The organism is Hymenobacter sp. FMD4, from assembly GCF_058932745.1.
In genome coordinates this window covers 46,622-68,585 of record NZ_JBZYWH010000028.1, presented here as the reverse complement: position 1 = coordinate 68,585, position 21,964 = coordinate 46,622, and the positions used below count along the sequence as shown (strand labels likewise).

General features: G+C 59.2%; 20 protein-coding genes. 6 read left to right on the top strand and 14 right to left on the bottom strand.

Translation table 11 applies throughout. The annotated features are described in order from the left end of the window. From AC5FXY_RS19590 to AC5FXY_RS19565, 6 genes are all read right to left on the bottom strand, one after another. Positions 1-355: hypothetical protein (locus AC5FXY_RS19590; RefSeq protein ID WP_493558410.1), on the bottom strand; the 355-nt coding region annotated here is incomplete at its 3' end. 202 nt (positions 356-557) lie between these two features. Continuing rightward, positions 558-1,184: an ABC transporter ATP-binding protein gene (locus AC5FXY_RS19585; RefSeq protein WP_493558409.1), complete on the bottom strand. Its 627-nt coding sequence runs from the start codon at positions 1,182-1,184 to the stop codon at positions 558-560. Further along, a complete protein-coding gene (gene lpxA / locus AC5FXY_RS19580) occupies positions 1,174-1,971 on the bottom strand; it encodes an acyl-ACP--UDP-N-acetylglucosamine O-acyltransferase (RefSeq protein WP_493558408.1) in 798 nt (265 codons plus the stop codon). The genes AC5FXY_RS19585 and lpxA overlap by 11 nt, the downstream gene beginning before the upstream one ends. 108 nt (positions 1,972-2,079) lie before the next feature. Beyond that, complete coding sequence (locus AC5FXY_RS19575; protein WP_493558407.1) at positions 2,080-3,474, bottom strand: bifunctional UDP-3-O-[3-hydroxymyristoyl] N-acetylglucosamine deacetylase/3-hydroxyacyl-ACP dehydratase; 1,395 nt, start codon at positions 3,472-3,474, stop codon at positions 2,080-2,082. Positions 3,475-3,570: 96 nt separating this feature from the next. After that, positions 3,571-4,620, bottom strand: a complete 1,050-nt coding sequence (gene lpxD / locus AC5FXY_RS19570; RefSeq protein WP_493558406.1) for a UDP-3-O-(3-hydroxymyristoyl)glucosamine N-acyltransferase — start codon at positions 4,618-4,620, stop codon at positions 3,571-3,573. 154 nt (positions 4,621-4,774) lie between these two features. Then, positions 4,775-6,004 (bottom strand): HD domain-containing protein, encoded by a 1,230-nt coding sequence (locus AC5FXY_RS19565; RefSeq protein ID WP_493558405.1) that lies wholly within the window; start codon positions 6,002-6,004, stop codon positions 4,775-4,777. Between the two features lie 385 nt (positions 6,005-6,389). On the opposite strand from AC5FXY_RS19565, the gene porX reads away from it, so the two are divergent. Then, the gene (gene porX, locus AC5FXY_RS19560) at positions 6,390-7,961 is read left to right on the top strand and encodes a T9SS response regulator signal transducer PorX (RefSeq protein WP_493558404.1); all 1,572 of its coding nucleotides are present in this window, start codon (positions 6,390-6,392) and stop codon (positions 7,959-7,961) included. Positions 7,962-8,078: 117 nt separating this feature from the next. Here the strand turns inward: porX and AC5FXY_RS19555 are convergent, their stop codons facing one another. The 6 genes from AC5FXY_RS19555 to AC5FXY_RS19530 all read right to left on the bottom strand — a co-directional run bounded on the left by AC5FXY_RS19555 (position 8,079) and on the right by AC5FXY_RS19530 (position 15,552). Beyond that, positions 8,079-8,315 carry a hypothetical protein gene (locus tag AC5FXY_RS19555; protein ID WP_493558403.1) on the bottom strand — a complete coding sequence of 79 codons (237 nt, stop codon included), beginning with the start codon at positions 8,313-8,315 and terminating at the stop codon, positions 8,079-8,081. 98 nt (positions 8,316-8,413) lie between these two features. Continuing rightward, positions 8,414-8,734: a TonB-dependent receptor plug domain-containing protein gene (locus tag AC5FXY_RS19550; protein WP_493558402.1), complete on the bottom strand. Its 321-nt coding sequence runs from the start codon at positions 8,732-8,734 to the stop codon at positions 8,414-8,416. A 505-nt stretch (positions 8,735-9,239) separates the two neighbouring features. Beyond that, positions 9,240-9,752, bottom strand: coding sequence for a hypothetical protein (locus AC5FXY_RS19545; RefSeq protein ID WP_493558401.1), 513 nt, complete (start codon positions 9,750-9,752; stop codon positions 9,240-9,242). Between the two features lie 130 nt (positions 9,753-9,882). After that, positions 9,883-12,354, bottom strand: a complete 2,472-nt coding sequence (locus AC5FXY_RS19540; RefSeq protein ID WP_493558400.1) for a TonB-dependent receptor domain-containing protein — start codon at positions 12,352-12,354, stop codon at positions 9,883-9,885. A 144-nt stretch (positions 12,355-12,498) separates the two neighbouring features. Then, positions 12,499-12,930: a MarR family winged helix-turn-helix transcriptional regulator gene (locus AC5FXY_RS19535; protein ID WP_493558399.1), complete on the bottom strand. Its 432-nt coding sequence runs from the start codon at positions 12,928-12,930 to the stop codon at positions 12,499-12,501. 132 nt (positions 12,931-13,062) lie between these two features. Beyond that, positions 13,063-15,552, bottom strand: coding sequence for an outer membrane beta-barrel protein (locus tag AC5FXY_RS19530; protein ID WP_493558398.1), 2,490 nt, complete (start codon positions 15,550-15,552; stop codon positions 13,063-13,065). Between the two features lie 388 nt (positions 15,553-15,940). On the opposite strand from AC5FXY_RS19530, the gene AC5FXY_RS19525 reads away from it, so the two are divergent. Then, on the top strand, positions 15,941-16,258 hold the full coding sequence (locus AC5FXY_RS19525) for a VF530 family protein (RefSeq protein ID WP_493558397.1): 318 nt from the start codon (positions 15,941-15,943) through the stop codon (positions 16,256-16,258). A 44-nt stretch (positions 16,259-16,302) separates the two neighbouring features. Here AC5FXY_RS19525 and AC5FXY_RS19520 read toward each other — a convergent pair whose 3' ends face one another. Beyond that, the gene (locus tag AC5FXY_RS19520) at positions 16,303-17,559 is read right to left on the bottom strand and encodes a pyridoxal phosphate-dependent aminotransferase (RefSeq protein ID WP_493558396.1); all 1,257 of its coding nucleotides are present in this window, start codon (positions 17,557-17,559) and stop codon (positions 16,303-16,305) included. A 146-nt stretch (positions 17,560-17,705) separates the two neighbouring features. Continuing rightward, positions 17,706-18,041: a hypothetical protein gene (locus AC5FXY_RS19515; protein WP_493558395.1), complete on the bottom strand. Its 336-nt coding sequence runs from the start codon at positions 18,039-18,041 to the stop codon at positions 17,706-17,708. Between the two features lie 81 nt (positions 18,042-18,122). Here AC5FXY_RS19515 and tsaE point away from each other — a divergent pair, with 81 nt between their 5' ends. From tsaE to AC5FXY_RS19495, 4 genes are all read left to right on the top strand, one after another. Beyond that, a complete protein-coding gene (tsaE, locus tag AC5FXY_RS19510; RefSeq protein ID WP_493558394.1) occupies positions 18,123-18,563 on the top strand; it encodes a tRNA (adenosine(37)-N6)-threonylcarbamoyltransferase complex ATPase subunit type 1 TsaE in 441 nt (146 codons plus the stop codon). 49 nt (positions 18,564-18,612) lie between these two features. Next, positions 18,613-19,845: an alanine dehydrogenase gene (locus AC5FXY_RS19505; protein ID WP_493558393.1), complete on the top strand. Its 1,233-nt coding sequence runs from the start codon at positions 18,613-18,615 to the stop codon at positions 19,843-19,845. 242 nt (positions 19,846-20,087) lie between these two features. Beyond that, positions 20,088-20,939, top strand: coding sequence for a GNAT family N-acetyltransferase (locus AC5FXY_RS19500; RefSeq protein ID WP_493558392.1), 852 nt, complete (start codon positions 20,088-20,090; stop codon positions 20,937-20,939). 43 nt (positions 20,940-20,982) lie between these two features. After that, the gene (locus tag AC5FXY_RS19495) at positions 20,983-21,951 is read left to right on the top strand and encodes a hypothetical protein (protein ID WP_493558391.1); all 969 of its coding nucleotides are present in this window, start codon (positions 20,983-20,985) and stop codon (positions 21,949-21,951) included. Positions 21,952-21,964: the final 13 nt, after the last annotated feature.

Below are 21,964 nucleotides of genomic sequence, written 5' to 3'. Positions count from 1 at the left end.
CATAGTCGCGGCCACCGCGCCGGCTCCGGCGCTGGGCTTCGTAGCTGTCGTCGTCGTCCAGTTCGTCAACTTCGTCATCGTCGCCGAAGCCACCAAAGCGACTAGAGCTTTCCGGGTCTTCTTCCGCTTCGGCCGTGGCGAATTCGTCTTCGGTCATACTAGCAAGGTCCAGTGCTTCGTCGTGCGACGAGCCCGTATCGCGCCACATCAGGTAGTCGGCGTACTTGGTGGCTAGTGAGTCTTCCGAAGAAGCTCCTTTGCGGCCGCCTTTGGGAGGACGGGTGCTGCTTAGCGAGCTATCCAGCTCGTCGTCTTCATCGAACAGGTCGTCGTCGAGGTCGTCGTAGCTTCTCATGGGAGAGGTGAATGAGGGGGTTGTGCGGGATAAAGTAGGGGAGCGGCGGCAAATCAGCCGGGAAACGCAGGCTGAGAAGTTCGGGTTACGGTAGTTCTAGGAAAGCGGTTGGAGCAAAGCCGGAAAGGGGCAAAACATGTTCTCGGTCTACTCTCTAAGATAAGCAGGATTTCTGGGCTGTTGCAGCGTAAAGGCGGTTTCGTTAGCGGCGCGAGGCGTAATCGGTGACCTGCAGGCGGTGCTGGCAGAAGGCATATTCTTCTTCCACATTGGAGCTGACGAGCACCAGCCGGCCCGACGTGGTGGCCGCTACGTGCTCGTGGTACCAACTGATGCCGGCGCGGTCAAGATTGGTAGTGGGCTCGTCCAGCAAAAGCAGGGGAGCATCGGCATACAGCGCCAAACCAAGCTTTACGCGCTGCTTCATGCCGGACGAAAAGTCGCGTAGCAGTTTGTGGCGCGCGTGTGGTAGCTGCAGCAGCTCGATAAGCTGCGGGGCCGTGAGGCCCGCCCGCAACGGGCGAAAACGCGTGTGAAAGTGCAATAGCTCCGTCAGCGTCAGCTCCTCTATGAGCTCCAGGTAAGGAGCGCAGAGCGAAAGATGCCGGGCCACATCGTCGGCTCGGATGTCACGGCCTTGCAGGCGGAAGCGCAGCTCCCCAGCCGACGGCAGATTGTAGGCTGCCAGCACCTGCAGGAGCGTGCTCTTTCCGGCGCCGTTTGGCCCCAGCAGAGCCGTAGCCGTGCCCGGGAGGAAGGTATGGGTCAGCTCCCGGAAAATCCAGTCACGGCCGAAGCGTTTGCCCAGCCCGAGGGCTTCAATCTGCACTGCTGCCGTTGCGCGAGTAACCCTTGATGATACCCCGGCCGGAATTGCGTACAAAGTTCACTACTTCGTCGCGCTCCGGGCTCGGGGGCAATTCCAGTTCAATCTGATCCAGCGCCGTGTTGTTGTTCAGCCCGTTTAGGAACAGGAAGCGGTAGCACTGCTGAATCTGCAGGATTTTCTCATCGGAGAAGCCCCGGCGGCGCAGGCCCACGGAGTTGATGCCCGCGTAGGAAAGCGGCTCGCGGCCGGCCTTCACAAACGGCGGTACATCCTTGCGCACCAGCGAGCCTCCCGATACCATCGCATGGGGCCCCACGCGCACAAACTGGTGCACGGCAGAAGTGCCGCCTACTATGGCATAGTCACCGATTTCAACGTGGCCAGCCAGCTGCACGGCGTTGGCCAGAATGCAGTTGTCGCCGATCTGGCAGTCGTGCGCCACGTGCACATAAGCCATGAGCAGGCAATTGGCCCCGATGACGGTCCGGAGCCGGTCGATGGTGCCGCGGTTTACGGTCACGCATTCGCGAATTACGGTGTTGTCGCCGATATGCACCGTGGTTTTCTCCCCGGCATACTTGAGGTCCTGCGGCATGGCGGCAATCACTGCCCCCGGAAATACCTTGCAGTTTTTGCCGATACGGGCGCCCGACATGATGGTCACGTTCGGGCCGATCCACGTTCCCTCCCCAATTTCCACGTCTTGCGCGATGGTAGTGAAGGGTTCCACGACCACGTTCTGCGCAATCTTGGCTTCGGGATGGATGTAGGCGAGCGGCTGGGTCATTCTTTCAATGAAGAATTAACAATCAAAAATTAAAAATGAGGCAGTAGCCGGAGCGAGAAGCTGAAACCGGGCCATTTTTAATCTTTAACTCTCAATTATTAATTGACGCTAAGCGTCTTTGCGTACGATGGCAGCGCTCATTTCGGCTTCCATAACCACTTTGCCGTTGACAAAGGCTTGGCCGCGCATTTTAGCAATTCCGCGCTTTACCGGTGAAAGAAGCTGGCACTTGAAAATGACTGTGTCACCGGGAATAACCTTCTTCCTAAACCGACAGTTCTCGATGCCGAGAAATAAGGTCAGGTAGTTTTCGGGGTCAGGTACCGTGTTCAGGACCAGAATTCCGCCCGTTTGGGCCATAGCCTCAATCTGCAGCACCCCCGGCATAATGGGGTTGCCGGGGAAGTGGCCGTTGAAAAACTCTTCGTTCATCGTCACGTTCTTCACGCCCGTCACCGTGGTGCCGTCAAGGTGAATAATCTTGTCGATGAGCAGGAAAGGGTAACGGTGGGGCAGAATCTGGGCAATCTGGTTGACGTCCATCACCGGCGGCCGCGAGGGGTCGTACTGCGGAACCGGGGAGGAATCTACCTCCATCATTTTCTTTTTAATCTTCTTGGCGAAGGCCACGTTGGCGGCATGGCCGGGGCGAGCGGCCAGGATCTGGCCTTTCAGGGGGCGGCCTACCAAGGCCAAGTCACCTATCACGTCGAGCAGCTTGTGGCGGGCGGGCTCGTTTTTATGGCGCAGGTCCACATTATTCAGAATGCCCTCCTTCTTCACGGCCACTTTGGGCTTGCCCAGCATGGTGGCCAGGTCGCCCAACTCTTCCTCACTCACCACGCGGTCGACCACCACGATGGCGTTGCTGAGGTCGCCGCCCTTGATCAGGTTAGACTTGTAAAGGGCCTCCAACTCGTGCAGAAAGCAGAAAGTGCGCGAAGCAGCAATTTCCTCCGCAAACTGTTCAATGTTGGTCAGCGAAGCATGCTGCGAGCCGAGAACGGGGGAGTTGTAATCCACCATTACCGTCACGCGGTAATCGTTGAGTGGCAGGGCCGCTATTTCCACGCCGCGGGCATTGTCCACGAAGCGGATTTCGTCGGGAATCTCGAAGTAGTTGCGCAGGGCGTTCTGCTCTTCCAGGCCTACTTCCTGCAGCGCCTCCACGAAGGGCAGCGACGAGCCATCCATGATGGGGGGCTCGGGGCCGTCGAGTTGAATCAGCACGTTGTCGATTTGCAGGCCTACCAGCGCTGCCAAGGTGTGCTCCACCGTATGCACGCGGGCTCCGTTCTGCTCGATGGTGGTGCCGCGCGAAAGGTCCACTACGTAGTCCACGTCGGCATCGACGGTGGGCTGGCCTTCCAGATCGATGCGCTGAAACTTGTAGCCGTGGTTGGCTGGGGCCGGGCAGAAGGTCATGGTGGCCTGCACGCCCGTATGCAGCCCCACGCCGCTTACGGTAACCGGGGCCTTAATCGTATGCTGTTTATCGAACATGTTCTGAGTTGTCCGTTGTCAGCCAAGAGTTGCCAGCAACGAACCTCAAAGAGGAGTAACTGACAACCGATAACGGACAACAATCGGCGCGCAAAGCTATGACTTTTCTGCCGCGTCTGACGTGTTGCGGCCCCGCTCCAAGTCAAACAAGCGCCTTTCCAAGTCGGGCAGACGTCGAAAAACGGCATTCGCGCGCAGGCTGTCGCGCAGGTTAAAAGCCGGGGAGCCCTGCAACAGCTGCCCTTCTTCCTTGATGGATTTGCCCACGCCCGACTGAGCCGTAACGGTGGTGCGATTGGCGAGGGTGAGGTGACCAGCCAGGCCTGCCTGACCAGCCAGCACGCAAAAGTCGCCGACTTTGGTGGAGCCGGAAATGCCCGTTTGCGCGGCCACAACGGTGTGGCGACCTATTTCTACGTTGTGGGCTATCTGCACTAGGTTGTCAATCTTGGTGCCTTCCCGAATAACCGTCGAGCCCATCGTGGCGCAGTCGATGGTGCTGTTGGCTCCGATGCTCACATTGTCTTCCAGCACCACATTGCCGATCTGCGGAATGGCGCGGTAAGAGCCATCCGGCTGCGGCGCAAAGCCGAAACCATCGGACCCGATGACGGCGCCGGCGTGAATGACACAACGCGCCCCAATCACGGTATCGGCATAAATTCTGGCTCCGGCGTAGATGATGGAGCCCTCGCCGATGCGGCATCGGTCGCCGATGGTGGCATGCGGAAAAATCAGCACGCCGCGCCCGATCTGGCAGTTTTCGCCCACGTAGGAAAAAGCACCGCGGTAGCCGTCGTCGCCTACTTCAGAGCCTTGGCCTACGAAGGAGGGCTGCTCTACGCCGCGCTTACCGGTGCGGGTAAACTGCTGGTAAAATTCCAGCAGCGTGGTGAAGCCCAGGTACGGATCGTCGACGCGGATGAGGGCGGCCTGTACGGGCTGCTTCAGCTCCAGCGTGCGGCTGATGATGACGGCCGATGCCTGGGTGGTGTAGAGGTGGGGCTCGTACTTGGAGTTGGCCAAAAAGGCCACGGCGCCAGCGCGGGCTTCTTCGATTTTTGCCAGCCGGTCGACGCGCAGGGCAGAGTCACCTTCTACCGTGCCGTTCAATACGCCCGCAATCTGGCCTACCGTAAATTCCATAGGCGGCAAAAGTAGAGCAAAAATCAGTTGTCCGTTGTCCCGCCACCGCGGCCAGGGAAAGTGCAGTAGCCGCCGGAGGCGGGTAAAAAGCTCTTACCTACTTTAATGAGGCCCTTTGGGTGAGAAGAATAAACAACCGTTACAAGCTACTTAGCTACACGATTTCCTTTGGATAGCAGACGTAATACTTCTCTACCCGCTTGCTTAAGGAGCGAATGTTGGGAAGGTCCGAAGCTTCGGCCACATCGATGACGTGGCCGCGCTTGGTTAGGACGTTGATGCTGTCGCCACCGGTATCGTAGGCGTTGTTGCTGATGCGGCCTTCAATCATTAAATGCGTCGCTTCTGCGGACGGCAAGTTGAAATGCTCAGCTATCAGCTCTACTATGCCGAGGCGAAAATCCTCGTCGAAAGGCTCCGAGGCCAGTGTAATCTTGAACAAGTGGCGCTCCAGCAGGCTATGCGCCAAGAACGACAGCACAAAATCGGGGTGGGTGGCCCAGACTTTTACGGCAGCCCATATGTCTACGTCGTCTAAGCGAACGAAGCGCTGAATGATAGAGGGGTCATGCTCAAAATCGAGCATGCGCACCGGGTTGGTGAGAAAATAGCCCAACTCGGGTGAGGCCGGTACGGGTACGCCGCTGCGGGCCAGGTCGCGGGCCCGCTCCATGATGCGGATAACCATTTGCTCGGCCGACGTCACGGCCTTGTGCATGTACACCTGCCAGTACATCACGCGGCGGCTTACCAAGAAATTCTCAATGCTGTACACGGCCTTCTCCTCCAGCACCAGCCGCTCGTCGTTCGATACGGTGAGCATCTTGATAAGGCGGTCGGCGCCGGGCTGGCCTTCCTTCACGCCGGAGTAGAAGGAGTCGCGGTTGAGGTAGTCGAGCCGGTCCATGTCGAGTTGGCTGCTGACCAGCTGGTGAAAAAATGGCCGCGGATAAGAGCCCTGGAAAATATCGATGGCCAGCTGCAGGCGGCCGCCAAACTCCGCGTTAAGCAACTCCATCAGGTGCAGGGAAATCTGCTCGTGCGGTACGTCCTCAAACAAGGCATGCTCTAGGGCGTGGGAGAGGGGCCCGTGGCCCACGTCGTGCAGCAGAATGGCAATTTGGGCCGCCTCGCCTTCCTGCGCCGTGATGCGCACGCCCTTGTCCTTGAGGGTGCGCAGTGCCAGCGACATGAGGTGCATGGCACCGAGCGCGTGGTGAAAGCGCGTGTGCAAGGCCCCGGGGTACACAAAATCTGTCAGGCCGAGCTGCTTGATGCGCCGCAGCCGCTGGAAGTAGCGGTGTTCGATCAAGTCAAAAATCAGATCGGTCGGGACGCTCACGAACCCGTAAACCGGGTCGTTCAGTATTTTTTTCTTGTTCAAGGGGTGCTTGGCGAGGGTTTGGCGGCCGAAAAGTACCGCGAATCACTCGTACGGAAAGCATGTCGACTCGGTGGCAGCACAAATCAGGCTTACCAGAACGATTTTTTGGTTGGTCTTGAAAAAGCCCTAGGCAAATTCATACGTCTGGTAAAGTCGATGCGGCAGGCAATTCCGCTGATCGTCAGCATATAGATTTTTGCTAATGCAACCATAGGGTATGGTTTGGGGTTACCTATGCTTGAAGCAATAGCCTGCCTACGGGTTGGGGCTGTATCATAAATACGCTCCGATACGTTAGGTTGCGCAGCGTAGAGCGTTCTGAGCGCTTTGCTTTTACCGCCGCACGTGGCCCCTGGTCACCTTACCTCCATTCGAAAACAACTTCATGCAACGTTACAGTATCCTTTGGGCCGACGACGAAATTGACCTGCTTAAACCGCACATTCTTTTCCTAAAAGAGCGTGGCTACGACGTGACGGGCGTAAACTCCGGCGCCGATGCCATCGAGGAAATTCAGGACAAGAACTACGACCTCGTATTCTTGGACGAAAACATGCCCGGCCTGACGGGTCTCGAAACGCTCACCGAAATCAAGGCCTCGCGCCCCACAGTTCCGGTGGTCATGATTACCAAGAGCGAGGAGGAGCACATCATGGAAGAGGCCATCGGCTCCAAGATTGCCGATTACCTCATCAAGCCGGTGAATCCCAACCAGATCCTGTTGTCGGTGAAGAAGGTGCTGGATTACAACCGCCTGGTGTCGGAAAAAACCAACAGCTCGTACCAGCGCGACTTCCGCCAGCTGGGCATGCAGCTGTCCGACCGCCTCTCGCCCGCCGAGTGGGCCGATGTGTACAAGAAGCTGGTGTACTGGGAGCTGGAAATCAACGAGACGGAAGGCAAGAGCATGGCCGACGTCTTCAACATGCAGAAGGACGAGGCCAACACGTACTTCGGCCGCTTTATCACCGAGAACTACGAGGACTGGGTAAACGGCGACGATGACGACGCGCCGCTGATGTCGCACCAGCTGTTTAAGGAGCGGGTATTTCCGCTGTTGAAGGAAACCGGCGACCAGCCCGTGTATTTCGTGCTCATCGACAACCTGCGCTACGACCAATGGAAGGTGCTGGAGCCCATCATTGCGGATATGTTCACGGTGGACCAGGAGGAGATGTACTACAGCATCCTGCCCACCACCACGGCGTACGCCCGTAACGCCATCTTCTCGGGCATGATGCCCGGCGAAATCCAGAAAAAGTACCCCAACCTGTGGGTGTGGGACGACGACGACGAAGGCAAGAACCTGCACGAGGCCGAGTTCATGGAAATCATGTTCCAGAAGGCCAATCAGAAGCACAAGTTCAGCTACAACAAGGTGACCAACCTGCAAGCCGGCAAGGACTTGCTGGGCAAAATGGCCAACCTGCACAACAACTACAAGCTGAACGTCATCGTCTACAACTTCGTGGACATGCTTTCGCACGCCCGCACCGACATGGCCATGATCCGGGAACTGGCCGCCGACGAATCGGCGTACCGTAGCATCACCCGCTCGTGGTTCCTGCACTCGCCGCTGTACGAGATGTTGCAGCAGATTGCCGACAAGAAGGGCAAGCTCATCATCACCACCGACCACGGCACCATCCGCTGCAAGCGCCCCTACAAAATCGTAGGCGACCGGAACACCAACACCAACTTGCGCTACAAGCACGGCAAAAACCTGGGCTTCGACGAGACGCGCGACGTGTACGTGGTGCGCAAGCCAGAACGCATCTTCCTGCCCCGGGAAAACGTGTCGACGGCGTACGTATTCACGCTCGGAGACTACTTCTTCGCTTACCCCAACAACTACAACTACTACGTGAACTTCTACAAGGATACCTTCCAGCACGGTGGCATTTCCTTGGAGGAGTGCATCATCCCCTACATCACGCTGAGCCCTAAGGGGGCGTAACAATCCGAACCGGCAGCACCTTGGTGCTGTCTGTTTCCTCTGGATAGGAAGACTTAACCTCGCCAAGCCCGCAGTTGGGCAAACAAAAAGAGGCACCTGCGCAGGTGCCTCTTTTTGTTAGTCACAAAGCCAATGCCCGTAGTGCTTGTGATGGTACGGGAAGCAAACCTCCGTTTCGTCCGAGCCGCGGAGCAGCAGGTGCAAGGCCTGACGAGTTTGCATTCGGTGCTGGCCCCATAGTTGGCGGGTCAGTGGCTTGGAAGGTTGGTTCAGCCGATAAGTCCAGCTTTGATAAAGCCGGATGCGGCCGTGTTGCCGGGTCGTCCAGGCCCAGCGCTTCTTGGGTTGGTGCATGCGAGTTGTAGGTTGGTACCTACAACTCGTGGCAAGTGGAGTGCTGGCGTTTCATGGTCAGCTAAATAAGTGGGCAACAAGCGAAGCCGACCAAGCACTTAAGGAGCGGGTTTTTGGAGCTGGGGCAGGGGCTTCGTTCTGGTCGTAATCAGAATCGCCCCGTTTACCGCCCGGCTGCCGTACAGCGCCGTTGCCTGTTCGCCCTTCAGTACATCGATTTTCAGAATGCCATCCGGGTTGAGGATCTTGATTTGCTCGTCGGAGGCGGGCAATCCATTCACTAGGTAGAGCGGGCCGGCACCCGGCAAAACGCTGGGCGCGCAACGAATGCGGATAGCTGCGGGCTTCACCGTGTCTGGCCGTTGAGCCAGTGTGGCTTGCTGCGTCGCCTGAGGAGTCTCCTGTGCGTTGGCAGCCATCGGTAGGGTGCACAGCCAAATTAGGGCTGTAGAGGATTTGATGATCAGCGGGGCCACAGGATAAAGTTGTTTAAGGTGCAAGTATGATAACTAGATGCTGAAGATATAAGTATTCCACACGTTCGCAATACATATATCCATTGGACTGGTAATGAGGCTATAGTAGGTTGGTGCTTGCTCGCGGTGCTGGGAGGGCCGCATGGTGTAGTTGTCAAACTTGAGGGTTTATTCAGTGTGCCTAGCCTTGAAATTGACAAGCTCTTTTGCACTGACCCGCAACGTGTGTTTCGTGGTCCTCAAGTATTTAGGTTGCAGGTCTTGAACAGGCCAAGCTTTACGCAAGGTGCTCTATCTATAGCGGATTCCTGAACGGTGTAGATAAGCCTACTTGCGTCTTGCCGTCCGCGCCGTTTGGGGGTTGTCGTTCAACGATGACACACAAGTAGGTGTCTCTACACTCGTTACACCGTTCTCGAATTTGCTAAATTAAGAGATTCAAGCCGGGTCAACCCCGGTTCCGCTGCTTGCGAAGGTTGAGTTCGTGTTGTCGATATAAGTGTTTCACCAGCTTGGCGCGGTACTCCGGTGTGGTGTTGGCATAAAAGGCCGTTTCATAATCAAATAAAGTCTCGACTGATATGGCCGCCGACGGCCCGGATTCCAAATACTCAACCATCAGCCGGAGTACTCGCTCACTGCTGCCCTTGATGAACAAAACTTCCGATACCGTAGCGCCAAGCTTTTTGTGCAGCCGGGTGCCGCTGATTGTTTTCGTGCGCAGAATATCGGCGGGCTGCAGGGCCGTATAAGTGTCAGGCTGCAGCAGCACCCCGTTGTAGAACACCACCGGCTGTACACTGCTGGTCAAGCCAAGCGCCTCCACACCGGAGTCTGAGGCGCTGAACTCTGAAATAGGTGGGGAGGCTTGTACCGAGGACTGCTGACCCACAGCCGGGGCAAGGGCGCTGGAGCTAAGCACGGCCAGGAAAAAAAGACGGGAGCAGAAGTAGCGTAGCATAGGCGTGACGGACGTAACTGAGTAAAACAAGAACCCCGTACCGACGGAGCCATTGGGCTACCACTCTGGTACGGGGTTCTATACGAATGCTGCCACAGGCTGAACAATTCAGCTCCGACAAAATAGCCGGTTAGCTGCCACCGGCCCGCCGTTTTTCGTCTTCGGCACCACCTTGGCGGCGCTTGCTCTGGGCCACCTTGTCGTTGCCGAAGCGGTAGTTCAGCGAGAGCGTGACCACGCGCGACTCGCGGCGCTGGAAGAAGCGTTCCGTGTAGTTGTCGAAGTTGACGGTAGCGCGGGTTTTGTCCGTGAAGAAGATGTCGGTAGCGTTGAGCTTCACGGTGGCTTTGTTTTTCCAGAGGCCCTTCTGGATGCCTACCGAAATCTGTCCCTGCGGCTGCGAGAGGAAGAAGGCGTAGCGCTCCGTGGAGCGGTAGGTGCCGTTCAGGTCGGCTTTCCAGTCCTTGCCGAGAGTGAAGGTGCTGTTGCTGCTCAGGTTGAAGGCAGCCTGGCCCGCGTTGAGGCGGGTGCCAACTAGTTCGCCCTGAAAACGATTGTAGTACACCACGGCGTTGTTGTACATCGTCCACCATTTAGCCACTTCTACCGGGGCGGTGAGCGTCAGGCCGTAGTTGTACTGGCGGGTCAGGTTCTGCGTGGTCGACACCACGAAGCGGCTGTTGGCCGACTCGGGCTGCACCGTGCCCACGATGGGGTCGGAAGTAATGGCGTAGCTCAGGCCCAGGCTGTATTTCTGCTTGAAGGTGTGGGTCAGCTCCAGGTTGTAGCTGGTTTGGGGCAGCAAATCCGGGTTGCCGGCGCCGTAGGTTACGGGGTCGATAAAACTTTTGAACGGATTAAGTTGCCCGTACGAAGGCCGGTCGATGCGGCGGCTCAGCGACACGGCTACTTCGTGTTTGGGCGAAAACGTGTGCTTCAGGGCCGCGCTCGGAAACAGCTGAAAGTAGTGGCGGTCGAAGTTCAGGGAGTCGTTCTGTGGCCGCCCCACGGCGTTGGTTTGCTCGCCGCGCAGGCCTAGCTGCAGGCTGCCTTTGGGCAGGGTCTGGTTCAGGCTTACGTAGCCGGCCATAATGTTCTCATCGTACCGGAAGCGGTTGGACAGACCGGGGTCGAGTTCCAGCACGTCCACGTTGCCGGGCACAGCAGGGCGCAAAAACACGAGGTCGTTGTCGGCCAGCACCCAGCTGATTTTGCCGCCGGCTTCCAGGCGGCGCGTTTTGGTGAGCGGGCGCGTGTAATCGGCCTTCACGGACTGAATGGTCAGCAAGCTTTTCTGATTGTTGGGGCGCCGGTCGGCAAAGCCTGCCGGGACGAAGAAGCGCGTATCGAGCAGCTGCGAGCGGCGCGAGTCGTAGCGGGCGTAATCGGCGTCGGCCGACAGCTCGTGCATGCCCAGCGAGTCTTTGAAGGTGTGGCGGAAGTTGAGGTTGCCGGAGTAGTTGGGCAAGTTGCCGTCGCGCAGGTTGTCGGAAATGGAGCGGCGCACGAGGCTGTCCTGCGGGGTGATGCCCGGCGTAGGGTCCTTCGCCTTGTACAGCTCCGAGAAGTTGCTGCCTTCGCTGTCGGTGCGCAGCGCCAACCCATTGGCCACGAAGCCCAGCACGGTGCGTTCGGTCAGGTTGTAGTCGGCCCCAATTTTCCAGCTGTGCGAGCGGCCGTGACCGACGTTGTAATTGTCCTGAAAAGACTTTGCATCCAGGGTTTTGTTGCCATCGGGGTAACTGTAAAAGTCCCGGTTGATGGTCAGGGCACTCCAGTTGCGGCGGTCGGCAAAAGTATAGGTACCGAAGTAGTTCACCTTTTTGCGCCGGTGGTTCAGGTTCAGGCCCGATGTCCACTTGTGAAAGCGCCCGTAGCCCAGGCTGGCATTTACCGAGCCGTTGGTGCCCAGCTTCTGGTCCTTTTTCAGGTTGATGGCAATGATGCCCGCGCCGCCCTGCGCATCATACTTGGCGGGCGGGTTGGTAATCAGCTCGATGTTTTTGACCTGATCGGCCGGCAAACCTCGTAGGTAGTCGGCCAGTTCCGCGCCTGTCATGGGCTGGCGCTTGCCGTCGATGAGCACCAGCAGGCCCTGCCGGCCGCGCAGAGCCAGGTTGTCGTTGCCATCGATGGTGACGCCGGGTGAGCGGCTGAGCACATCCAGGGAGGTATTGCCAGCCGACAAGGGACTGCCCTCCACGTTCACCACGGTACGGTCGGCGAGGCGCTCGAACTGCGGCCGGGTAGCTGTGACTTTCACTTCCTTCAGCTGAGTGGCGGCACTGGTGGGCAGCGTGAGGGCAGGCAAGGCCACGGCGGCACCTGCCACCTCGAAGGGCTTGGACCACTGGCGCACGTAGCCAAGCTGCGAGGCCGATACCAGGTACTGCCCGTCGGCGGCAGGCTCAAACTTATAGTTGCCCCTCTCGTCGCTGAACTCGGTTTTGACCACGGTCGAGTCCTGGGCGCGGTGCAGGGTGACGGTAGCGTAGTCAATGGCCGCTCCCGCGGCCGTGCGCACGCTACCATTTACGCTTGCAGGGCCTTGGGCGCTGGCGGTGCGGTAAGCCGTGAGGCTGGTAAGGAGCAGTAGGGCCATACATGGCCTCCAGGAAGAACGGGGTAGGGCAGGTTTCATAACATTGCTAGGCGTAGGCTGAGAGAGAGTTGATTAGTACGAATTGTTTCGTAGTAAACGTACGAAGTGTTTCGTAATGGTGTGTTGGCATTGGTAATATTTTGTTTAAAGTGCTGAGGAGCAGTTGGTCGTAATCTGGTCCAGGAGTTTGCGCAGCAGGCCTAGCTCCGTTTCCGAAATGCCATCTAGCGCGGTGGCGCGGTTGCTGAGCACCACTGGTTGCACGGCGTCCAGAATGCGCTGGCCTTCTTCGGTCACGCGCATTTGGGTGCGGCGCCCGTCTTGGGGCAGGGGCTCGGCCGAGAGCAGTTCCTGCTTGGTGAGCAGCGCGATAATGCGCGCCACCGAAGCCTGGTCTTTAAAGACGCGCTCGGCTATTTCGTGCTGGGTCAGGTCGTCATTTTCCAGAATCACGCGCAGTACCAACCACTGGTCGATGGTGATGGGTACACCGGCGCGGTCGATGTTGGCTTGCGCAAAGCGCCGGTAGCTCCGGATGGCTTTGTCGAGCGAATAGAAAATGACGGTGGAGAGCATGGCAATCAGGGAGTAAAGCAAAGACTATGACATATCATAGAAGTTGCATTTAACGAAAAAAACTTCGTGCATCATATTGAAAACAAGGCAGCCTCCCGTTGAGCGGGAGGCTGCCTTGTAGTTATTGGCGAATTAATCGGCGCGGCGCTTTTCGTCCTCGGCCCCGCCTTGGCGGCGCTTGGCAGCGGCTACTTTATCGTTGCCGAAGCGGTAGTTGAAGGAGAGTGTTACGGCGCGGCTGTCCTGGGCTTGGTAGAACCGCTCCTGGTAATTCTGGTAAGTGGAGCGGGCATTGGTGACGCTGGTGTAGAATATATCGGAAGCATTCAGCTTCACCGTGGCCTTCTTATCCCAGAGGCTCTTTTGCAGGCCCAGGGCCACCGCGCCGCGGGGTCGCAGATCGAAGAAGCCATACTGCTCCGCCGACTGGTAGCGGGCGTTCAGCTCCACGGTCCAGCCCTTGCCGAAACCGTAGGTGCTGTTACTGCTCACATTGAAGGCGGCGCGGCCGCTGTTGAGGCTGGTGCCGGCCACGTTGCCGGTGAAGTGGCGGTAGAAGAGCACCGCGTTGTTGTAGATCTGCCAACCCTTGATAGGCTCCATGGGCGCCGTGAACGTGACGGCGTAATACTCCTGGCTGCGCAGGTTCTGGATGGTGGCCACCACGTTGCGGCTCGTGGCCGACTCGGGCTGCACCGTATTCACGATGGGGTCGGCGGTATGGCTGTAGCTTACGCCCAGGCTGTATTTCTGGCGGTAGGTGTGCGTCAGCTCCAGGTTGTAGCTGGTTTGGGGCAGCAGGTTGGTATTGCCCTCCTGGTAGGTGGTGGCGTCGGCGTAGCCGCGGAAAGGGTTCAGCTGGTTGTACGAAGGCCGGTCGATGCGGCGGCTCAGCGACACGCTGGTTTCGTTGTGGTCGGAGAAGCTGTGCTTGGCTGAGGCGCTCGGGAACAGCTGGAAGTAGTTTCGCTTAAAGCTGGAAGGACGGTCGGGCTGCACCACGTCCTGCTTGCCTACGGCCTGGGTTTGCTCACCGCGTAAGCCGGCCTGCAGGTTCCACTTCGGCAGTTTCTGGCTCAGGCTCACGTAGCCGGCGTAAATGTTCTCGTCGTAGCGGAAGCGGTTGGAGCGCTCCACGTCGTAGAAGCGGCGGGCGTCGAAGGTGCGGTGAAACACCACGTCGTTGTCGGAAGCCACCCAGCTGGCTTTGGCGCCGGCTTCGGCCCGCAGCGTTTTGCTGAGGGGGTGAGTGTAGTCGGCCTTCAGGGCCGTAATAGTCAGCTGGCCGTTTTGGTCGCCGTCGAGACGGGTCATTGGATTGGCAGTGCCTTGGTAGGCAAAATTCAGGTCCTGCAAGCGGCTCTGGTCGTAGCGGGCCACGTCGAAATCGGCACTGAACTCGCGGTTGCCGGCTTCCTGATTCGGCAGCGTGTGGCGAAGGTTCAGGTTGGCGCCCATGTTCGGCGACTTCGCTTTGAAGGTGCTGGCGGTAGAATACACGCTGTCGGTCTGGAGCGTCACGGGGCGGCGGAAAGTGGTGCCGTTGGTGCCGTCGAGGTCAAAGCCTGCGGCCACGCCGCTGACCACGGCGCCCAGCACCGTGTTCTGACCCAGGTTGTAGTCGGCGCCCACTTTCCAGGTATGCGAGTTGCTCTGGCTTTGCTGGCGGTTGCGGAGGTCGGTGAGGCTGATGAGCGGACGGCTCTCGTCGCCGGGTTGGAAAAACTCGCGGTTGATGTCGAGCCGCACGAAGCCGCCGCGCTCCGAGTAGTTGTAGGAGCCGAACACGTTCAGGTTTTGGCGGCGGTGGTTCAGGTTTAGGCCGCCGGTGAAGCGCCCGTACTGGCCGCGGCCGTAGCTAAGGTTCAGGCCGCCGTTGGTGCCCAGCTTTTGGTCCTTCTTCAAGTTGATGGCAATAATGCCCGCCGAGCCGGCCGCGTCATACTTAGCGGGCGGGTTAGTTATCAACTCAATATTCTTAACCTGCTCGGCGGGTAGGGCGCGCAGGTAGTCCGATAGCTCGGTGCCCGTCATGGGCACCCGGCGGCCGTCGATGAGCACCAGCAGGCCCTGCCGGCCGCGCAGGGAAAGGTTGTCGTTGGCATCCACGGTAATGCCGGGCGAGCGGGAAATCACGTCGAGCGAGGTGTTGCCGGCGGCTAGCGTCGAGCCCTCCACGTTCACGATGGTGCGGTCGGCTTCGCGTTCAAAGATGGGGCGGGTGCCGGTCACTTGTACTTCCTTCAGCTGAGTGGCCGCGCTGGTGGGTAGTGTGAGGGCAGGCAAGGCCACGCTGGCCCCAGCCACTTCAAACGGTTTGGACCACTGGCGCACGAAGCCCAGTTGCGAAGCCGAGACGAGGTAGCGGCCGTTGGCGGTGGGCGCAAACTGGAAGCCGCCCTGCTCGTCGCTGAACTCGGTCTTGACCACGGTCGAGTCCTGGGCGCGGTGCAGCGTGACGGTGGCGTAGTCAATGCCGGAGCCGGCATCGGTACGCACCGAGCCGCTCACGCCGACGGGGTTCTGGGCCTGCGCCAGGCTGCCGACGAGCAGGGCGGGGAGCAGTACCCAAGCGCCGCGGCGGAAGCTGGGCAAGGAGGGGAGTGATAGAGCTGGTTTCATAGCTGAAGTAGGACGGGCTGGGGTTGAGAGAGAAGTTGGCATGTGTAGAGAAGGCCGGGGCGAGGTGTCCGCTTTTGAAGCGTGGTGCCCTGTGGTCATGTGTGTATCGCCAAGTCATATGCCAACTTTGTAATTGGTTGATTTATAATATTTTAATGTAAAGACGTGGGATTGTGGTCTTTAGGACTTTGTCCGAATGCGGACACCGTGTTCGGAAATGCTTAAGAATGCGTGCAGATCCGGACATGAGGGTAAGCAGGCTGCACAGTTGTGGACCTGGAGCAAGGAGAAGCATCTTTTTCGCCGGAAGGGCAGTAGCAAGCAGACACCAGACCCGCTCGCTTGGCTCTGAAGCGTTACTTTTGAAGATTCCTAGCCTTTGCTTACCATGCCCGCCCACCCCGACGAAGTCCGCGACGAAAACGGCCACCTCATCCGCGAACTGCACGGCGTCAAGCTCACGCAGATTCTGGAGTACCTCGTGCAGCACTACGGCTGGCAGGAGCTGGACCGCCTGATCCGTATCAACTGCTTCGCCAACAACCCCACCATCAAAAGCAGCCTTAACTTTCTGCGCCGCATGCCCTGGGCACGCGAAAAAGTGGAGCAGCTGTACATCGATACCCGCATCGACGAAGTACTGGCTCAGCGCCGCGACGCCCATAAAAAAGCCGCCGACCCTGGGGAGGCCGGCGGCGAAGCATAACTTTTCGTGCAGCCCGTACTGTCGGGCTCATTACATCATCATTGCTACACAAGTGCGTCCAGCGCCGCTTGCAGGCGCGGCAACGCTGCCTGAATAGATTCTAAGGAAGCACCACCTACCGAGGCCCGGAACCAGGGCGCCGTTCCCTCCGTGCCGAAAGCGCTGAAGGGCACCAGCGCCAGCCGCGCTTCACTGATGAGATAAGAGGTAAGCTCCTTGGTGGAGCTGAGGACCTGCCCGGCGGGCGTGGTTTTGCCTAGTACATCGAGCCTGATGGTGAGGTAAATAGCGCCCATGGGCACGATGGCATCCACGGGGTAGCCCTGCTGCTGCAGGTCTTTCAGGCCGTGGTACAGCGCGTCGAGACTCTGCTGAATGTTCTGGCGAAAATCGGCTACGAAACCATCCACTACCTGCTGCTGGGGCAGGTAATGCGCGGTGGCCACTTGTTCGGCCTTGGGTGCCCAAGCGCCGATGTGGCCCAGAATGGCCTTCATCTTATCGATGATGGGGCTCGGGCCAAAGGCGTAGCCCACGCGCACGCCGGTAGCGGCAAAGGCTTTCGAAATGCCGTCGATGTAGATGACGTAGTCGCGCAGCTCGGGGCGCAGGTTCACCGGGTCGTAGTGGTGGGTGTCGCCGAAGGTCAGCAGCCAGTAAATCTGGTCGTACATGATGTACAGCGGCTTTTCCTCGGGTCCGCGGCGCTTGTTCTCGGCAATGACCAGGTCGCAGATTTCTTCCAGATCGGCCTTGGCGAACATAGTGCCCGTGGGGTTCAGCGGCGAGCAAAGGGCCAGCAGCGTGGCGCCCGGCAGGTGCGGAGCCACGTCGGCGGCCGTGGGCATGAAGTTGTGCTCGGGCGTCGTCTCCACCATCACCGGCTCGGCGCCGGAGAGGTGGCAGTAGTGGTTGTTGTTCCACGAAGGCACCGGAAACACCACCTTGTCGCCGGGGTCGATCAGGGCCATGTAAGTGGCGTAGATGAGCGGGCGCGAGCCGCCGGCCACCAGCAGGTCGTTGGGCGAATAGTTCAGGCCGAGGCGGCTTTCCAGAAACTGGCTGGCGCTCTGGCGCAGCTCCAGCACGCCGTTGGCAGGCGGGTAATTGGTATTGCCGGCCTGATAGGCTTCCGTGATGCCGGCCTGCAGCTCGGCTGGGATGGGGAAGATGCTGGGGTCGAAGTCGCCGATGGTGAGGTTGCAGATTTGCTCCCCCTTTCGGATCATGTCGTTGACTTCGTTGCCGATTTTGATGATTTCGGAGCCGATCAGGCTGCCGGCCATTTTGGAAACGTTCATGGAAACGATGGTTCAGCGGTAACAGACGCAGCGGCCCCGGCCGGGCCGCGCCGCCGCAAGATAGGCGGCAGACGTTAGCCTCTTGGGCAACCAACCGCAATAGTCGGGTTGTTACCTGTGCCTGATACATGGGCAGGGCGACTGAGTCAGGTTAGGTAGATTAAGCCGACCAGCAGCAGATTAGCCAGGGTAAGCAGGAGTGGCGAGGGCCAGAAAAACCCCGGCCGAGGATACTGCCGGCCGCGTAGCAGCCTATTCAGGGCTACAGTGAGCATATGCAAGCCACCCGCCCATGCCAGGATGCACAGCTCCCCGATGCTCATGCGCAGTAGGGCGTAGGCCCATGCTCCCTCGCGTAGCGTCTGCGCCAAGGCTTCCTGGGTACCTAGGTACAGCACGTCGACGATGATAACGCACCCCAACGCAACAAAGAAGCCGGCCACATTGACTATTCCTAACAGAATCATAAACCACTTTTCCATGCCACGGCTTAAAGGTGGGCGCGCCGAAGACGTCCAGACGGTCGGGACAATGCCGTGCTGCTTAATATTGCGCCGATGAAAATGTCACCCGTTACCATCGACATTCCTGATCTGAGCGCCCTGCCAGCCGCCGCCGTGCAGCTGCGCGCTGCCATCGAAGCCGAAAACTGCCCTACAGTGCTGCTGGAAGGGGAGATGGGCGCCGGCAAAACCACCCTAATCCGCGCCCTGTGCGCCGCCCTGGGTGTAGCCGACGGCGTAAGCAGCCCCACGTTCTCGCTCGTCAATGAGTACCGCGACGCCCGCCACCGCCCGGTGTACCACTTTGATTTCTACCGCATCGACTCCGTGGATGAGGCTGTGCGAATTGGGGCGCAGGAGTACTTCGATTCTGGCTATCTTTGCCTGATAGAGTGGCCGAGCCGAATCGGGCCGCTGCTGCCGCCCGACCGGCTGCTCGTGACCGTGGAGGTTACCGGGCCCGAGTCGCGCCGGGTGCAGGTGCAGCGCGAATCGGCTTAAGCTACCCGACCACCACCCTCCACCAAACGCAGCTTCCGCCCCCTTAGTAATGCCCGAACAGCTCCCACCCGGCTTTACGTCGCTCACGGCCCCGGGCCGTGCCTACGTGCCCCAGGAATCTATGCTGGCCGTTGAAACGCGCCGCCGCAAGCTGTTCATTGGGCTGCCCCGCGAAACCTCGTTGCAGGAAAACCGCCTGGGCCTCACGCCCGAAGCGGTAAAGCACCTCGTCAACGAAGGCCACGAAATCGTGCTGGAAAGCGGCGCCGGGGAACCCAGCAAGTACTCTGACCACGATTACTCCGAAGCCGGGGCCAGCATCGTGTACACCGCCAAGGAGGTGTACGAGGCCGATATGGTGCTGAAGATTGCACCGCCCACCTTGGAGGAGATGGAATACCTGCGCGCCGGCCAAACGCTGCTGTCGGCCCTGCAGCTGGGCTCGTTGTCGGTAGAATACCTGATGGCCCTGCAGCGCCGGAAAATCAACGCCATTGCCTTTGAGCTGATCAAAGACCCCTCGGGGGCCAAGCCGGTGGTGCGTGCCATGTCGGAAATAGCTGGCTCCACCGTGATGCTGGTGGCGGCCGAATACCTGGCCCGCGGTAACGAGGGCAAGGGCATCATATTGGGCGGTATCACGGGCGTGCCGCCTTCCCAGGTGGTAATTCTGGGTGCCGGTACGGTGGCTGAGTACGCCGCCCGCGCCGCCATCGGCCTCGGGGCTGATGTGAAGGTGTTTGACAACCACCTCTACAAGCTGCGCCGCCTGAAGCAAAACCTGGGGGCTCCGCAGCTATATACTAGCACTTTCGACGGCTTCACGCTCAATCAGCAAATTCGCCGCGCCGACGTGGTCATCGGGGCGTTGAACTCGGAGGAAGGCCGCATTCCCTTTATGGTATCGGAGGACGTGGTCAGCACCATGTCGCCGGGCTCGGTCATCATCGACGTGAGCATCGACCAGGGCGGCTGCTTCATGACCAGCGAAATCACCACGCACTCCAAGCCGGTATTCCGCAAGTACGACGTGATTCATTACTGCGTGCCGAACATTGCCTCGCGCGTGCCGCGCACGGCTACCAACGCGCTCAGCAACATCTTCACGCCTATCCTGCAGGAAATCAGCGAGCATGGCGGCATCAACGAAGCGTTGTTTGCCGATGAGCACTTCCGTTCCGGCGTGTATCTCTACAAAGGCTCGCTGACCAACTCCACCATTGCCCGCAAGTTTAACCTGCGCTACAAGGAGCTGGGGCTAATGATTGCGGTGCGCAACTAAACCACGGAGTTTTTGGATTCGGCTGGTTTAGCCGTTTTTTAGCTTTTTAACTTAAGGTTGTAGACAATTGCAGCGGTGCCACGGCTTACAGTCGTGGCACCGCTCGTTTATTTAAATTGACCGCTGCCCCGACACGAGCACCGGTGCTGGTGTACCCACAATCGTCTTTTACACTTAGCGGTCGGAAACGCTCAAGCAACGCCTGAAGTAGCTCCGCGTCTGTTGCGCCAAATTCGATTTCTATGCCCTTTTCTATTGAAACACTTTCCTCGCGTCAGGTCTTGGATTGTACCTCGGCGGAAGTGACCGAAGCCATGAACCGCTCGTTTGAGCAGTACATCGTGCCGCTACAGTTTAAGGTGCCGGCGTTTGAGCGGCGCTTCCGCGGCGAGCATCTTGACCCGGTGGCCAGCCGGCTCTGGTACTGTGGCGATGAGTTGGCCGGGGTGGTGTTTATCTCGCGGCGGGGCTGGACCAGCCGCGTGGCCGCTATGGGCCTGGTAGTTGATGCTCGCGGCCTGGGCCTCGGCAAGCCCATGCTGCAAACCGCCATCGACGAAGCCCGGCACCGCGGCGACCGGCTGCTGATGCTGGAAGTATTCACCAACAACCCGCAGGCCATCCGGTTGTACGAACGGTTGGGCTTGGGCATCACGCGCACCCTGAGCGGCTTTAGCCGGCCGGCGACAGCTGCGACGCCAGAGGCTGCAGATTCGCTAGTGGAAGTAGATCCGCTGACGGTAGCCCGTTTGGTGATTCAGGAAGGCGAGAATGACCTGCCTTGGATGATTGCCGGCGAAACGCTGGTAGCCACCACCGAGCCCGTAGTGAAGGCTTGGCGGCTGGGGCAGAATGCTTACGCGCTGGTGCGGCCCGAAGCGGAAAAAGTGGTACTGCTGAGTATCATCGTGCCGAGGGCAGCACTGCGGCAAGGCTGGGGTACCCGCATGGTACGGGCGTTGGAAGCAAAATATGCTGGTCAGTTGATCCTCATGCCGTGCCTGTTGCCGCCCGGTGCCGGGCAGGAGCTGCTGCGCCGCTGTGGGTGGGAACCGATGGGGCTGGAACTGTACGAAATGGAGTGCCCGCTGTAATCGATAATTCAATATCCTATGGTCGGCAATCCGACTGCATACTATGCTTGCAAGCCCTAAACGATTCATATTCCGCGGTGCATTGGGCATCTGGCTCGGCGGTCTGGCGGGCTGCCAAACGGGGCCCTCGGACGCGGAGCTGCAGCGCTGGCAACAACTCGACGCCACCTTGCTAAAGCTCAACGGCCACAGCGCAAAGAAGGCTCGGGCCTTGGTGGCCATGATGCAGGAAGGCGTGGAGCGTAACCGCCACATGTCCCAAGAAGTCGCGGTGTTCAACCAAGCCAAGGCTGTTCACCAGCAAGCCGGGGCCGTAGTGGAATACCAGCACGCGTTGCGGCGGCACTTGCTCCACTCCGGTGCAGGCTCGGCGGGCGAGCAGGGTGCCGAGGCGCAACCGGTAGCGGACCTGCTGCTCAGCCCGGGCGGCGCGGCCGACACGCTGCAGCAGCACCTGAACCGCTTTGCTAGTGCCATTCACCAAATTATCCCGGCGTATCCGAGCGTGTTGGCCGCAGATGCCCAGCACGACCCACGGATCCGCGAAGTGGTGGGCGACGCCCTCTACGGCCAAACCTTTCGGGAGATTCACTTTCAAGGAGCGTCCGTGGCCGAAGCGCTGGTGGTTCTTTCGCAGCAGGAGGCCCAAGTTCGCCAAGCGGAGCAGCAAGCCCTGGTGAAACTGGACGAACAGTTAAGTCATAGCTGGGGCATGTATTTTCACAAAGTCGGAGCCTCTGCCGTGCCCCGGTCTACCACCGTGCAGGAGGGCGAAACGTACGAGGCTGCTTTGGTGCTGACATCTGCCAAGCCTCAGGTATTCGGCGTGCGCATGCAGGCCAACGGCCGGACCATTCCGGTAGGGCCCAACGGGCGGGGCCAAGTAGAGTTCCAGGTACCGGCCGATGCGCCGCAAGGGAAAGCCAGTTGGGAGGCGGTTATTCAAGGGAGCTATCGGGGGCAGGATACTACTTACCGGTTGCAGGTTCCTTACACTATTCAGCGGCCGTAGCCGGCACTTCTGT

Bases quoted from the DNA above. Each gene is read 5' to 3' on its own strand.
- AC5FXY_RS19525 (WP_493558397.1), top strand. From the start codon at position 15,941: ATGCCCGCCCACCCCGACGAAGTCCGCGACGAAAACGGCCACCTCATC.
- AC5FXY_RS19520 (WP_493558396.1), bottom strand. From the start codon at position 17,559: ATGAACGTTTCCAAAATGGCCGGCAGCCTGATCGGCTCCGAAATCATC.
- AC5FXY_RS19515 (WP_493558395.1), bottom strand. From the start codon at position 18,041: ATGGAAAAGTGGTTTATGATTCTGTTAGGAATAGTCAATGTGGCCGGC.
- AC5FXY_RS19505 (WP_493558393.1), top strand. From the start codon at position 18,613: ATGCCCGAACAGCTCCCACCCGGCTTTACGTCGCTCACGGCCCCGGGC.
- tsaE (WP_493558394.1), top strand. From the start codon at position 18,123: ATGTCACCCGTTACCATCGACATTCCTGATCTGAGCGCCCTGCCAGCC.
- AC5FXY_RS19555 (WP_493558403.1), bottom strand. From the start codon at position 8,315: ATGCACCAACCCAAGAAGCGCTGGGCCTGGACGACCCGGCAACACGGC.
- AC5FXY_RS19535 (WP_493558399.1), bottom strand. From the start codon at position 12,930: ATGCTCTCCACCGTCATTTTCTATTCGCTCGACAAAGCCATCCGGAGC.
- AC5FXY_RS19545 (WP_493558401.1), bottom strand. From the start codon at position 9,752: ATGCTACGCTACTTCTGCTCCCGTCTTTTTTTCCTGGCCGTGCTTAGC.
- porX (WP_493558404.1), top strand. From the start codon at position 6,390: ATGCAACGTTACAGTATCCTTTGGGCCGACGACGAAATTGACCTGCTT.
- lpxD (WP_493558406.1), bottom strand. From the start codon at position 4,620: ATGGAATTTACGGTAGGCCAGATTGCGGGCGTATTGAACGGCACGGTA.
- AC5FXY_RS19530 (WP_493558398.1), bottom strand. From the start codon at position 15,552: ATGAAACCAGCTCTATCACTCCCCTCCTTGCCCAGCTTCCGCCGCGGC.
- AC5FXY_RS19500 (WP_493558392.1), top strand. From the start codon at position 20,088: ATGCCCTTTTCTATTGAAACACTTTCCTCGCGTCAGGTCTTGGATTGT.
- AC5FXY_RS19540 (WP_493558400.1), bottom strand. From the start codon at position 12,354: ATGGCCCTACTGCTCCTTACCAGCCTCACGGCTTACCGCACCGCCAGC.
- AC5FXY_RS19550 (WP_493558402.1), bottom strand. From the start codon at position 8,734: ATGGCTGCCAACGCACAGGAGACTCCTCAGGCGACGCAGCAAGCCACA.
- AC5FXY_RS19575 (WP_493558407.1), bottom strand. From the start codon at position 3,474: ATGTTCGATAAACAGCATACGATTAAGGCCCCGGTTACCGTAAGCGGC.
- lpxA (WP_493558408.1), bottom strand. From the start codon at position 1,971: ATGACCCAGCCGCTCGCCTACATCCATCCCGAAGCCAAGATTGCGCAG.
- AC5FXY_RS19495 (WP_493558391.1), top strand. From the start codon at position 20,983: ATGCTTGCAAGCCCTAAACGATTCATATTCCGCGGTGCATTGGGCATC.